The organism is Kosakonia oryzendophytica (assembly GCF_027886705.1).
GTDB lineage: Bacteria > Pseudomonadota > Gammaproteobacteria > Enterobacterales > Enterobacteriaceae > Kosakonia > Kosakonia oryzendophytica.
On the sequence record NZ_CP115659.1, the window covers coordinates 4,390,305 to 4,403,620 of the forward strand.

Sequence of the window (13,316 nt, forward strand, 5' to 3'; positions counted from 1 at the left end):
CAGGCAATCATCAGTAGCTACTGGCGCTTTTACCGTCGCCGTGGCCCAGCGCTTTCAGCAAGCTTGCCAGCAGGCTGGACGCGCCAAAACGGTAGTGGCGGGCATCAGCCCAATCCGCGCCAAACAGCTCGTCGGCAATCGCCAGATACTGTTGCGCATCTTCTGCCGTACGTACGCCACCTGCGGGTTTAAAACCGACGGTTTTCTCAACGCCCATATCGCGGATCACTTCCAGCATAATGCGCGCACTTTCCGGGGTGGCATTCACCGGCACTTTGCCGGTAGAGGTTTTGATGAAATCTGCACCGGCTTTGATAGAAATTTCAGAGGCTTTACGGATCAGCGCTTCCTCTTTCAATTCACCGGTTTCGATGATCACTTTCAGCAACACGTTCGCCGCTGCGCATGCCTCTTTACAGGCCTTAACCAGATCAAAACCAATCTGTTCGTTTCCGGCAATCAGCGCGCGGTACGGAAACACCACATCAACTTCATCAGCGCCATAAGCAATGGCTGCACGGGTTTCAGCCAGCGCGATATCAAGATCATCATTACCGTGTGGAAAGTTCGTGACCGTCGCGATGCGCACATCCGGCGTACCTTGCGCGTTCAGAGTCTTACGCGCAATCGGGATAAAACGCGGGTAAATACAAACCGCGGCCGTGTTGCCTACCGCTGTTTTCGCTTGATGGCACAGCGCGATGACTTTTTCATTGGTGTCATCGTCGTTCAGGGTTGTCAGGTCCATCAGTTTCAACGCACGCAGGCTGCTTGCAGTTAAATCAGTCATATTCTCTCCGACGGCGTAATGCCGATTTCTTGTTCGGGTCTGTTAATATTCTAACATTAACCCACCATTACACTTCGACACCCATCACAGTTAATGAAAACTGAATGCAGTTTTGCAAAACCATAATGAGACATTCATCAAATTATTAAGCTCAAAACAACCATGGTTGCGTTTCTGTAGGCAGGGATCAAAAGCGACAGACAGCGATTTTCTTAGACTCTCTGCACCACTTAAGGAAGGAGAGGAACGATAATGTCCGAGACTGTTGATCCTTTATCACTGTCGCGTTGCCAACAGATTGTCACCAGCCCAACGCTCACGGTGGAACAAAAACGCCATTTTCTCGCCCTGGAGGCGGAGAACAGCTTGCCCTATCCTGCTCTGCCAGAAGCCGCCCGTGCGGCGCTTGATGAGGGCGCTATCTGCGATATGTTTGAGGGACATGCCCCGTACAAACCACGCTACGTTCTGCCTGATTACGCCAAATTCCTTGCCAACGGTTCCGCCTGGCTGGAACTGGAAGGCGCTCAGGATCTGGATGACGCTCTCTCGCTGTTGACCATCCTTTATCACCATGTTCCGTCGGTAACCTCCATGCCGGTTTACCTCGGGCAACTGGATGCCCTGCTGCAACCATATGTTAGAATTCTAACACAAGAAGAAGTCGATATCCGAATAAAACGTTTCTGGCGCTATCTCGACAGAACTCTGCCGGATGCGTTTATGCACGCCAATATTGGACCATATGACACGCCCATTACCCGCGCCATTTTGCGCGCGGATGCCGATCTACAGCAGGTTTCACCCAACCTCACCTTTATTTATGATCCGCAAATCACCCCTGATGACCTGCTGCTGACTGTTGCGAAAAATATCTGTACTTGCAGCAAACCGCATATTGCGAATGGTCCGGTGAATGATAATATTTTCACAAAAGGCGGTTATGGCATCGTCAGTTGTTACAATTCCCTGCCTCTGGGCGGCGGCGGTAGCACACTGGTGCGGCTCAATCTGAAAGTCATCGCTCAACGCAGTGACTCGCTGGAGGATTTTTTCAGCCGCCAGCTTCCCCACTACTGCCGTCAACAAATCGCCATCATTGATGCCCGCTGTGACTTTCTCTACCAGCAATCTGGTTTCTTTGAGCATAGCTTCCTGGTGCGGGAGGGTCTGATCGACGCCAATCGTTTTGTGCCCATGTTTGGTATGTATGGGTTAGCAGAAGCGGTAAACATTCTGTGTGAGAAAAGCCTGCCGGGCGCATGCTACGGCAAAGATGAACAAGCCAACGCCCTTGGCTACCGCATAAGCAAACAACTGGCGGATTTTGTAGAAAACACGCCGGTGAAACATGGCTGGCGACAACGCGCGATGTTACATGCGCAGTCCGGCATCAGCTCCGATGTGGGTACTACGCCGGGGGCGCGTCTGCCGTATGGCGAGGAGCCAGATCCGATCACACATTTACTGACCGTCGCGCCGCACCACGCATGGTACAAGGCAGGTATCAGCGACATTTTGACGCTCGATGAGACCATCAAGCGTAACCCACAAGCGCTGGTGCAATTGTGCCTTGGCGCATTCAAAGCGGGGATGCGCGAGTTCACCGCTAATGTGCAGGGCAACGACCTGGTGCGGGTCACCGGTTATATGGTCCGCCTCTCGGATCTGGAAAAATACCGCGCCGAGGGTTCACGAACGAATACCACCTGGTTGGGTGAAGAAGCTGCACGCCACACACACATCCTTGAACGACAACCCCGCGTAATAAGCTATGAACAGCAGATGCGCTTTCGTCAGTAAGATCATCCCCTTTTCCTGCGTCGACGGTCCGGGAAGCCGCCTGGCGTTGTTCTTACAGGGCTGCAATATGCGCTGTAAGAACTGCCATAATCCGTGGACAATCGGGCGTTGTAATCACTGTGGTGAATGCGTGCCCACTTGCCCACATCAGGCATTAACGCTGGCGGGCGGCCAGGTTCAGTGGCATGCGCATATTTGCCAGCAGTGCGACACCTGTCTGCATGGGTGCCCACAACAGGCCACGCCCATGGCGCAGCTAATGAGTGTGGACGCCGTACTGGCTCACATCCGTAACGCCGCACTGTTTATTGAAGGCCTCACGGTAAGCGGCGGCGAAGCCACGTTGCAGCTATCCTTTCTGCATGCGCTGTTTACCGCAATGCGTGCGGATCCGTCATTACGCCATCTGAAAAATCTGGTGGACAGCAATGGCCTGCTCAGTGAAACCGGCTGGCGTAAGCTGTTACCGGTGTGTGATGGCGCAATGATCGATCTGAAAGCCTGGAGCAACGAGCATCACCGTTTTCTTACCGGGCGAGAGAATACGCAGGTAAAAACCAGTCTGCGCCTGCTGGCAGCCGAAAATAAGCTTGTGGAGCTGCGCCTGCTACTGATCCCGGAGCACTGCGATTATCTGACGCACATTGATGCGCTTACCGCGTTTATCCACCAGTTAGGGAATGTGCCCGTACGTCTGAATGCGTTTCATCGCCACGGCGTTTACGGCACGGCAGCAACATGGCGCAGCGCAACTGCCGACGATATTGAACCCCTGGCCGACGCGCTGCTGGCACGTGGCGTCACAACGGTGCTGCTCCCGGCGCTATATCTCTAATGAAAAGAGCCGGCGCGTATTCTCCAGCAACGCCTGTGCGATGACATCGGGTGCTTCCGGGCGTAGTTCGCAGAGTGTGTCAAAGACCCGCGCCGTCTGTTCCGGACGATTAGGTTGCCCCTGAAAACCATTGAGCGGCATATCCGGGGCATCGGTTTCCAGCAACAGCGCAGACAACGGTAAACGCGCCATAACGTCGCGGGTTTTACTGGCGCGCGGATAGGTTATGGTGCCACCCACGCCGATGCAGTAGCCCAATTCAATAAAGCGCTGCGCCTGCTGTAAACTTCCGGCAAAGCCATGTACCACGCCCCGGCGCGGCAGATCCTGTTTTTTCAGATGCATCGCCAGTTTGTCATGGGTACGACGGGAGTGGAGGATCACCGGTAAATCGAAGCGTTTCGCCAGTTGTAGTTGCGCATCCAGAAACTGCTGCTGGCGACTAAACTGCGGATCATCACGGTACAGATCGAGGCCAATCTCCCCTATCGCCACCACCTTTTCCGGCTTTGCGGCAAGGTAATGCGCCAGTTTTTCAAGGCTTTCCGACGTATGTGCTTCAATTACAATCGGGTGCAGCCCCAGCGCGGCGTAGAGCGCGGTGTGCTGAGAAGCCAAATCACAAACGCGGGCAAAGTAGTCTGCACTGATGGCCGGAACAATAATGCGCTCAACGCCCACCTCGGCTGCGCGGGCAATGCTGGCGGCTTCATCTCCGGTAAAGGGCGGAAAATCAAAATGGCAGTGCGTATCGATAAAGCGAAAACTCACGCCGTATCCTCTTTATTAATGGGAAAATCATTGGCTTGCGGTGCAATAACCAGCGGCGTATCAATAGCATCGTTAGCCACCGGTGCTGGCGGCACCACACGGGTCGCAGGCACGGGCGGGTGGCGCATGATCGGCGGCGTCTCCGCCAGCAGTTTACCCACCGTAGCGAGGAAATAACGCCCGCACAATCGGCCAAGTTTATAGTCGTCGCGCAGCGCAGGTAAACGGCTGCCTAATGCCATGCTATGCAACAGTTTTGGAGGATAGATTTCGAAAATACGCAGCTTACCCGGCGGGGTTTCGATAAATTTCTGAATCGCTAAATAGCTTTTCTCATGATGCTGCACCAGATTGACCAGCGACTGAAGACTGCTTTCTCCCAACCAGCGTTCCATCCGCTTAAACCACTGCGGCGTATAGTACATCTGCGAGGGCACCGTGCGGATCACCACGATCGTTTTTGCTCCGCGTTTCGCCGCTTCCTGCACCGGGATGGCATCGCTGACGCCGCCGTCCAGATAGTTTACCCCGTCCAGCATGACACCCGGACGGTAAAAGCCGGGGATAGCGCTGGAGGCGCGAATCAAATCCAGCCATGTTTGATGCGTCGGGGAGAAATATTCTGCCGTATAGTCATCCTGGCGACAGGCACACATATAAAAGGCCTTACCTGTGTCAAAGGCGCGGGCAGCGTGATCCATCGCCAGAGGCATCCGGCTTGATGTGGACTCGACCAGCCAGTCGAGATCGATAAGGTTACCGCCACGGACAAACCGCACCGGATCAAAAAAGTCCCGTTTGGTGGTGTAGCGCATAATGACTTTGCGCGCATAGCCTGGCTGGTTACAAACATAGGCTGAAAGATTCTGCGCACCGGCAGACGTGCCAAAGTAGAGATCGAAAGGGTTAAATTCCGCGCGCATAAACTCATCCAGCACCCCGGCGGTGAAAATGCCACGCTGACCGCCGCCTTCGCATACCAGTGCGAGACGACCGGGACGAAATGGTTTTAACGCCAGCGGCGCAATGTTGCCGAGCGTTACGGGAATATACTGCCCCACTCTGCTTTCCTTTCTGATGCGTTATCGCACAAAGTAACGCAATTATTCCCCTGCTGATACAGCAAAGCCAGTCACAGGGACTGGCTTTAATGTAACCGAAATTTAAGCGCGTAATACGCTATGGACGCCGGCGGCCCATGAACAGGCTAACCAGGAACAAGATAATACCGACGATGAAGACAATTTTTGCTGCGCCTGCGGCCGTACCTGCAAGACCACCAAAACCCAGGGCGGCGGCAATTAACGCGATAACCAGAAATATAATGCCCCAACGAAACATAAGACTCTCCTTAACCATAGTTAATGTCGACCGCTATAAAGTGAGCGCTCAGGATGCTCACTCGCGGTTTTCCGGGTACGTGTTGGTCATACCCGGCAAGCGCCGGGCTGTGACATTTTGAGGAACCGTTACTTAACTTTGAGATCGTTTTTCACGCTTTTAACGCCATCTATTGCTTTGGCGATACTTTCCGCGCGTTCACTTTGGGCTTGTGAATCTACCGTACCGGATAACTGCACCACACCATCAGTGGTTTCGACTTTCACCTTACGGGAAGGTACAACGTCGTCTGCCAGCAGTTTGGCTTTGATTTCACTGGTTGTTGCGGTATCACCCGCGTAACCTTTTACTGATTGATTTTTACCGTCACGAACGTGCAGCTTATCGCTGACGGACGCTACTCCTTCCACGCCTTTGGCCACGGCAACAGCCTGTTCAGCCTGCGCCTGGCTCTCAACAAAGCCGCTCAGCGTAACCACCTTTTTCTCGGTTTTGACGGAAATATCGGTGCTCTTAATGCTCTCATGATCCACCAGCGCCGCTTTTACTTTTGCGGTGATGGAGCTGTCATCCATGAAACCACCGACTTTATTCATAGAGCTATCGATTTTTTCGCCTGCACTGGACGCTGTGTTTTGCGCTTTGTCAGTGGTGGTATCTGCCGCGAGGACTGAACCACTTGCCAAAGCCGAGCCCAGCATCACAGCCAGCAGAGTTTTTGAAATCTTCAGTCTTGTCATAATCATCGATGTCATTCCTATTGGTTTGCCCACAATTTGGGCTACAAGCAGCAACAGTGGCTGCTCTACTGCTGTGGTGAATCTCACCCAGTTCAGAAATCAATGGCTTCGGTCACAACACCGTCACACATCGCCCTGAAGCAGTTATTAATATCAATTCGCAATGGGAAGGGTGAATAAAAGACCATTAAACACGCAATGAACAGGACTTTTATCCACCCAACATGTCATCACTTTGTTAAATATAGATCACGCTTGCCAAAAAACCCGGACAAACGGTTAAAAAATGAGCAATAGAGGAAAAAACGGCAGGTTTTAAGAACTTTCCGCAACGGGCTAATAAGACAGGAAAAGTGATGGAGCACGGCGTACACCGTGCTCCGCGCAAGGATTAGTGCTCGCGGGTTTTATGGAAGGTGACGTCAGGATAACGTTCCTGAGTGAGGTTCAGGTTGACCATAGTTGGTGCGATATACGTCAGGTTATCGCCGCCATCAAGGGCCAGCTGAATTTCGTTTTTACGTTTGAACTCCTCAAATTTCTTCACGTCAGTGCCTTCAACCCAACGCGCGGTGGCGACGTTGACCGATTCGTACACCGCTTCCACGTTGTACTCGCTCTTCAGGCGTGACACCACCACATCGAACTGCAGCACACCGACCGCCCCAACAATCAGGTCGTTATTCGCAATCGGACGGAAGACCTGTACCGCACCTTCTTCAGAAAGCTGGACAAGGCCTTTTAGCAGTTGTTTCTGCTTCAGCGGATCGCGCAGACGGATACGGCGGAACAGTTCCGGGGCAAAGTTCGGAATGCCGGTGAACTTCATCATCTCGCCCTGGGTGAAGGTATCGCCAATCTGAATGGTACCGTGGTTATGCAGGCCGATAATGTCGCCCGGATAGGCTTCTTCTACATGAGAGCGATCGCCCGCCATAAAAGTCAGCGCATCTGAGATCACCACATCTTTACCGGTACGCACCTGACGCAGTTTCATGCCCTTTTCATAACGCCCGGACACCACACGCATAAACGCCACGCGGTCGCGGTGTTTCGGATCCATATTGGCCTGGATCTTAAACACAAAGCCGGTGAATTTCTCATCATTGGCAGTGACTTCACGGGTATCGGTTTTACGCGGCATCGGCGCTGGCGCCCACTCCACCAGACCATCAAGCATGTGATCCACGCCAAAGTTACCCAGCGCGGTACCAAAAAATACCGGGGTCATTTCGCCGCTCAGGAACAGTTCTTTATCGAACTCGTTGGAAGCACCTTGCACCAGTTCCAGCTCATCACGCAGCTGTTGCGCCAGGTCTTCACCCACCGCGCTATCGAGGTCGGGGTTATTCAGCCCTTTAACAATGCGGACTTCCTGGATGGTGTGCCCTTTACCGGTCTGATAGAGGTAGGTTTCGTCTTTATAAAGATGGTAAACGCCCTTGAACAGTTTGCCGCAGCCAATGGGCCACGTGATCGGCGCACATGCAATCTTCAGCTCATTTTCCACTTCATCCAGCAGCTCCATCGGATCGCGGATGTCACGGTCAAGTTTGTTCATAAACGTCAGGATCGGCGTGTCGCGCAGACGGGTGACTTCCATCAGCTTACGCGTCCTGTCTTCAACGCCTTTTGCGGCATCAATCACCATCAGACAGCAGTCCACTGCCGTCAGCGTACGGTAGGTATCCTCGGAGAAGTCTTCGTGCCCGGGGGTATCCAGCAGGTTAACGAGACTGGTTTTATACGGGAACTGCATTACGGAGGTGGTAATGGAAATACCACGTTGCTTTTCCATCTCCATCCAGTCGGATTTTGCATGCTGGCTGGAACCACGGCCTTTTACCGTACCGGCAGTCTGGATCGCCTGTCCGAACAGCAACACCTTTTCAGTGATGGTGGTTTTACCAGCATCGGGGTGCGAGATGATAGCGAACGTACGGCGCTTCGCCACCTCTTGAAAATAAGGAGACAACGTCATAATGAAAATCTTCTGTGTAATTGCGCGGCCTCAGGCCACGCGATGAAATACGAAAAATGCGGCTATTGTACTCAACGGCTGAGTGCAGACAATCAATGTTTACACAGGAGATGCTCCAGTTCGGTTAGAGAGGTCACGGTCCAGGTTGGGTTAATACCTTCCGGTAAAGCGCGATCGTGCGCATTCAACCAGCAGGTCGACAGCCCGGCGTTATTCCCCCCCAGAATGTCTGATTCCGCCGTGTCGCCCACCATCAATACCCGCGCACGATCCGGGTTACCGGCCTGCTGCAGTGCGTAATCAAAGATTTTAGGATCGGGTTTGGCGACACCCACCTGTTCGGAAATCACTAATAAATCAAAATAGTCGCGAAGGCCGGTTCGTTCCAGGCGAATTTGCTGCAAGGCGGTAAATCCGTTGGTGATGATGCCAAGCTTCGCTTTGCCTCGCAGACTATCAAGCAGCGATACCGCCCCCGGCAATGGCGCGCAAATTTCGGCCATTGCGTTGAGAAACGCATCATTAAGCGAACCTGCAGGCACATTCAGACGCTCAGACCAGCCCTGAAAACGCTGATGCTGCAGTTGCAGAGCGCTAATCGCACCGTTCTGGTAATCCACCCATAGCGGTTTATTGACCGCCTGGTATTCGGCAAAGTCCTGATCGGTAAATGTCACGCTATAGTCAAGAAACATCCGTTGTAAGCCACCGAACGCGTCAAACGTAAACAGCGTTTCGTCAGCATCAAAGAGTATCCAGTCCCATTTCATTACATCACCTTTATTATCAGAGAGGCAGCGCCATAATTATCGCATCCTCGCGCCCGTTGGCCGTGGGGTAATAATTACGACGAATCGTCGCCTCGTTAAATCCTAAACTTTCGTACAGCGCGATCGCGCCGGTGTTGGAGGCCCGCACTTCCAGCCACAGCGTCAGTACGCCGCGGGATTCCAGTTCGCGGATGAGATGCTCCAACAGTTGTCGGCCAAATCCTTTACGTTGCCAGGCCGGATCGACGGCAATATTGAACAGCGTGGCCTCATCCAGCACGACCTGGGTGATGGCGAATGCCGCCATGTCATCACCCACCATCAGTCGATAGTTGAGATAGCGTTCACCTTGATTGCTGGCGAGTGTTTTTTCGCTCCAGGGGAAAGCATGCGCCCGGGTTTCAATCGCGTAAGCGCGGGCTAAATCAGTCGTGCTGAGGGAAGAAATCGTGTTCATGTTCGCAGATTTGTTGCCATAACGCGGCGCATGCCGCAGGGTTGCCGCGTAATTCATCGTACGGAGCCGTTGAGACTTGTGCTCCGCCCAGCACCAGCGGCCCATCGACGCCCAGCAACCAACTATTACACTGACTGCCGGGGGGTAACATCGCGACGCGATCCGGCGTCAATTGCAAGACCTGATCCGCAGTGATGGTCAACGCGCGCAAGACATCACTCACCAGCGGCTCAGTCAGTGCCGGCAGCGTGGACGCAACCATCACCAACCGGATATGCGCAGGCAACGAGATGGCGATTTCACCCTGCAACACCGCGGGATGGCGCAAAGTCCACTGGGTAATGCCCAGTTGCTGTAATTGCCAGTCGCGTCGGGAAGTCATAGCAAAACACTCCTGTATGTCAGGCGCGCAAATATAACAAACTCAGCGCCTGTTCGCCATTAAGACACAACCAACAAAGAGATAGCGTGAAGGATACTCACCCTGTACACACAATCATTCGCGATGCGCCGAGGCGGCAAGGATGAGGAACCCCGGGAGCTTATACCAGTAAGTGACAGGGGGCCGAAGACGACGCCAACAAAGAGGCAGCGTGAAGGATAACGTGTATAATCGCCGCCAGAATTTAACGAGGAACCCCCCATGTCCGCTTTTACCCCGGCAAGTGAAGTCTTGCTGCGCCACAGTGATGATTTCGAACCCAGCCGCATTCTTTTTGCCGGTGATTTGCAGGATGACCTGCCCGCTCGTCTGGACACCGCGGAAAGCCGCGCCTGGACTCAACAGTTTCACCAGTGGCAAACGCTAAGCCAGCAAATGGGCGAGCACGCTCGCTATAGTCTGGTTGCCGACAGCGCAACGGTTGGCGATTGCGATACGCTGGTTTATTACTGGCCGAAGAACAAACCGGAAGCACAGTTTCAGTTGATGAATCTGCTTTCCTTGCTGCCTGTGGGTGCCGACATATTCGTGGTCGGCGAGAACCGTAGCGGCGTACGCAGCGCTGAGCAGATGCTGGCAGAGTATTGCCCACTGAACAAAGTCGACAGTGCCCGCCGCTGCGGTTTGTATCATGGCCGCCTGGAAAAAACGCCAGCTTTCAACCCGGACGAATTCTGGGGTGAATATGCACTGGATGATTTGACCATTAAAACGCTACCGGGCGTGTTCAGCCGCGACGGGCTGGATGTCGGCAGCCAGCTGCTGTTGTCGACCTTTACCCCGCATACTAAGGGCAAAGTGCTGGATGTAGGTTGCGGCGCAGGTGTCCTGGCGGCGGTACTGGCGAGCCACTCGCCGAAAGTGCGTCTGACGCTGTGCGACGTCTCTGCTCCGGCGGTAGAGGCCAGTCGCGCAACGCTGGCGGCGAACGGTTTCGAAGGGGATGTGTTTGCCAGCAACGTCTTCTCAGAAGTGACTGGCCGTTTCGATATGATCATCTCCAACCCGCCGTTCCACGATGGTTTGCAGACCAGTCAGGAAGCTGCACAGACGCTGATTCGCGGTGCCGTTCGCCACCTGAACAGTGGCGGTGAGTTGCGTATTGTCGCTAACGCCTTCCTGCCGTATCCGGATGTACTGGATCAGACGTTTGGTTTCCATGAAGTCATTGCACAAACCGGCCGTTTTAAAGTCTACCGTACGGTGATGACACGCCAGGCGATAAAATAATCGCTGTTCCCGGTGGGTGCGACTCACCGGGTTACACTTCCTCTGCGTCTCAGCGCCCATTTTTACAGCAATCAGCTTCCGTTGGCTTAATTAACTGTTGACGAAAAGTTGAAAACATCTAGAATGCGCCTCCGTGGTAGCGATACTTCAAGAGTATCGATGGTATGCGAAGGTGGCGGAATTGGTAGACGCGCTAGCTTCAGGTGTTAGTGTCCTTACGGACGTGGGGGTTCAAGTCCCCCCCCTCGCACCATAAACCACGCTGATATTGCTCGCACTGTGCGAAGGTGGCGGAATTGGTAGACGCGCTAGCTTCAGGTGTTAGTGTTCTTACGGACGTGGGGGTTCAAGTCCCCCCCCTCGCACCAACGAGGCAATATCAAAAAGTAAGATGACTGTGCGAAGGTGGCGGAATTGGTAGACGCGCTAGCTTCAGGTGTTAGTGTCCTTACGGACGTGGGGGTTCAAGTCCCCCCCCTCGCACCAGATATCTTATACCCTCCCTGTATGACTCTCCTGTTACAACACCATTTTCAAATTCATCAGCAGCAGCATCATTCCACCGACCAGCGCAACACCTGAAGGCAGCAGCACAAAATGCCGTAAACGTTTGTGGTACAGCATTGCTGGCGTGAGCAACAGACCAAGCACAATGACTCCCCGCCAGGCGTTAACTGACAGATCGGCAAGCGCCAGAATAGCCACAACAATGCCTGGTAAGACAATCCCCCATCCACTCCCCAGCGCGCGCTGCAACATGCTTTCATCTCTCATATCGATAATGATAACCAATATCATATGATATGTTTTCTCATTTGTCAGCCCGATACGAAGCGTCAGTATGAAGATCACTCATCTTCTAATGACAGGCATTCAGTAAGGTGATAAATTAAGCGCCACTTAAATGAAAATCCAAATCACTAATTTTTCGCGATAACTGTTTCATCGCGTTACATTTTCTTTTTTTGACTATCAGCACGCCGTTAGATTACGGATAAACAACGATTTTTAGGTATGACATTACAAACCTGGCAATCTCTCTGTAACAAGAAATATCGATTGTCCCTGCGTCTATTTCTGTTACTCAATGCGATCTCAGCGCTGTTTTCTATCGCTCTGCCGCTCTCTCACCTGCGTATTCTGACGATCCCCGTATGCATCATTTTCGCGGCGAGCCTGGTGTTGCCAGTGCTACACCACTATTTTCCTAGCCGAAAAATTAATATCACCCTTATTGCGTTGATATTTGGCTGTCTATGGGCGTGGCATGTAATCACTAAAGTCAGATTAATAAATGATAATGCTGATGCCTTTCTACTGATCGCCTTGTTGAGCATCCTGTTTATAGGCACCATTGCATTTTCAAATAATATCCTCGCCTTTTTATTTCACTCGTTACCGGTATTCGTCAGCTGTTTGTGGCTAAGCAGTGGAGAGAACGAATTCAGAATGATCTACTCTTTTGCACTGCCGGTTTTGGGCATCTCTATTCAGCATGCAATTCAAAAGCGTAATGATCATTTTGCCCAGGCATTAATGAATCGGCTGATGCAGGAGCGCAAAACACTCAATGATTTGAGCATGCTGGATCCGCTGACCGGTTTGTACAACCGCCGTGGTTTGCAGCATAAACTCGACAATATGCTGGCGGTAGATGATAGCCCTCGCTATGTGCTGCTTCTCGATATCGATCACTTTAAAGCTTATAACGATCATTACGGCCACATGATGGGGGATCAGGCGCTCATCCGTGTCTCTGCCGCCTTGCGCAATGCCGTACGCTCACGCGATATTGTTGCCCGCTTCGGTGGCGAAGAATTTATGATCCTGCTTAATAACGCAGAACAGGAAGATGCACGCCGTACCGCTGAACGTATTCGCCAGCAGGTGTATGATCTGAAAATTCCGCATATGTTTAATGAAAGCGTCGCCACAAACGTCACCGTCAGTATCGGGATTGCGCCATTGCTGGGTAATGATATCGAAGCGTCTCTTTCCCGTGCCGATAAAGCGCTGTATGAAGCCAAACATATGGGGCGCAACAACATCCTCGTAAGTGAAGAATTACAGCCCGCCTGAGGCGCTCCCGCGCTAATTTTACGATAAACACCTTGCTATCGATTTTATCCGTGGTTAGGATTAAAAATCATTATCAT

14 protein-coding genes and 3 tRNA genes are annotated in these 13,316 nt (G+C 52.6%); 7 read left to right on the forward strand and 10 right to left on the reverse strand.

Annotated features, from left to right (window positions below; all coding sequences use genetic code 11):
- Window positions 1-10 precede the first annotated feature (10 nt).
- Entirely contained in the window at window positions 11-790 is a 780-nt protein-coding gene (gene deoC / locus O9K67_RS21125; protein ID WP_061497882.1) for a deoxyribose-phosphate aldolase, read from the reverse strand.
- 252 nt (window positions 791-1,042) lie between these two features.
- Here deoC and O9K67_RS21130 point away from each other — a divergent pair, with 252 nt between their 5' ends.
- Window positions 1,043-2,593, forward strand: a complete 1,551-nt coding sequence (locus O9K67_RS21130; RefSeq protein ID WP_061497883.1) for a YjjI family glycine radical enzyme — start codon at window positions 1,043-1,045, stop codon at window positions 2,591-2,593.
- Entirely contained in the window at window positions 2,565-3,428 is an 864-nt protein-coding gene (locus O9K67_RS21135; protein ID WP_061497885.1) for a YjjW family glycine radical enzyme activase, read from the forward strand. Before O9K67_RS21130 ends, O9K67_RS21135 begins: the two co-directional genes overlap by 29 nt.
- Here O9K67_RS21135 and O9K67_RS21140 read toward each other — a convergent pair.
- The 8 genes from O9K67_RS21140 to O9K67_RS21175 form a co-directional block, all read right to left on the reverse strand.
- Window positions 3,417-4,199, reverse strand: a complete 783-nt coding sequence (locus O9K67_RS21140; RefSeq protein WP_061497887.1) for a TatD family hydrolase — start codon at window positions 4,197-4,199, stop codon at window positions 3,417-3,419. The genes O9K67_RS21135 and O9K67_RS21140 overlap by 12 nt on opposite strands.
- Window positions 4,196-5,260, reverse strand: a complete 1,065-nt coding sequence (locus O9K67_RS21145; RefSeq protein WP_061497889.1) for a patatin-like phospholipase family protein — start codon at window positions 5,258-5,260, stop codon at window positions 4,196-4,198. Before O9K67_RS21145 ends, O9K67_RS21140 begins: the two co-directional genes overlap by 4 nt.
- A gap of 118 nt (window positions 5,261-5,378) precedes the next feature.
- Entirely contained in the window at window positions 5,379-5,540 is a 162-nt protein-coding gene (locus O9K67_RS21150; protein ID WP_007373037.1) for a DUF1328 domain-containing protein, read from the reverse strand.
- A gap of 128 nt (window positions 5,541-5,668) precedes the next feature.
- Window positions 5,669-6,286 (reverse strand): molecular chaperone OsmY, encoded by a 618-nt coding sequence (osmY, locus tag O9K67_RS21155; RefSeq protein WP_061497892.1) that lies wholly within the window; start codon window positions 6,284-6,286, stop codon window positions 5,669-5,671.
- 385 nt (window positions 6,287-6,671) lie between these two features.
- Complete coding sequence (prfC, locus tag O9K67_RS21160) at window positions 6,672-8,261, reverse strand: peptide chain release factor 3 (protein WP_061497893.1); 1,590 nt, start codon at window positions 8,259-8,261, stop codon at window positions 6,672-6,674.
- Window positions 8,262-8,353: 92 nt separating this feature from the next.
- A complete protein-coding gene (gene yjjG, locus O9K67_RS21165) occupies window positions 8,354-9,031 on the reverse strand; it encodes a pyrimidine 5'-nucleotidase (protein ID WP_061497896.1) in 678 nt (225 codons plus the stop codon).
- A 16-nt stretch (window positions 9,032-9,047) separates the two neighbouring features.
- The gene (rimI, locus tag O9K67_RS21170) at window positions 9,048-9,488 is read right to left on the reverse strand and encodes a ribosomal protein S18-alanine N-acetyltransferase (protein ID WP_061497898.1); all 441 of its coding nucleotides are present in this window, start codon (window positions 9,486-9,488) and stop codon (window positions 9,048-9,050) included.
- Window positions 9,457-9,870, reverse strand: a complete 414-nt coding sequence (locus tag O9K67_RS21175; RefSeq protein WP_061497900.1) for a DNA polymerase III subunit psi — start codon at window positions 9,868-9,870, stop codon at window positions 9,457-9,459. The genes rimI and O9K67_RS21175 overlap by 32 nt, the downstream gene beginning before the upstream one ends.
- A 261-nt stretch (window positions 9,871-10,131) precedes the next feature.
- Between O9K67_RS21175 and rsmC the strand changes: the two genes are divergently transcribed.
- The 4 genes from rsmC to O9K67_RS21195 all read left to right on the forward strand — a co-directional run bounded on the left by rsmC (window position 10,132) and on the right by O9K67_RS21195 (window position 11,646).
- Window positions 10,132-11,160: a 16S rRNA (guanine(1207)-N(2))-methyltransferase RsmC gene (rsmC, locus tag O9K67_RS21180; protein WP_061497902.1), complete on the forward strand. Its 1,029-nt coding sequence runs from the start codon at window positions 10,132-10,134 to the stop codon at window positions 11,158-11,160.
- A 166-nt stretch (window positions 11,161-11,326) separates the two neighbouring features.
- A tRNA-Leu gene (locus O9K67_RS21185) sits at window positions 11,327-11,413 on the forward strand.
- Between the two features lie 28 nt (window positions 11,414-11,441).
- Window positions 11,442-11,528 (forward strand) — tRNA-Leu (locus O9K67_RS21190).
- 31 nt (window positions 11,529-11,559) lie between these two features.
- Window positions 11,560-11,646: transfer RNA gene (locus tag O9K67_RS21195), tRNA-Leu, on the forward strand.
- Between the two features lie 33 nt (window positions 11,647-11,679).
- Here O9K67_RS21195 and O9K67_RS21200 read toward each other — a convergent pair.
- Window positions 11,680-11,958, reverse strand: coding sequence for a DUF1435 domain-containing protein (locus O9K67_RS21200; protein WP_061497904.1), 279 nt, complete (start codon window positions 11,956-11,958; stop codon window positions 11,680-11,682).
- A gap of 216 nt (window positions 11,959-12,174) precedes the next feature.
- Here O9K67_RS21200 and O9K67_RS21205 point away from each other — a divergent pair, with 216 nt between their 5' ends.
- On the forward strand, window positions 12,175-13,239 hold the full coding sequence (locus O9K67_RS21205; protein WP_061497906.1) for a GGDEF domain-containing protein: 1,065 nt from the start codon (window positions 12,175-12,177) through the stop codon (window positions 13,237-13,239).
- Window positions 13,240-13,316 lie beyond the last annotated feature (77 nt).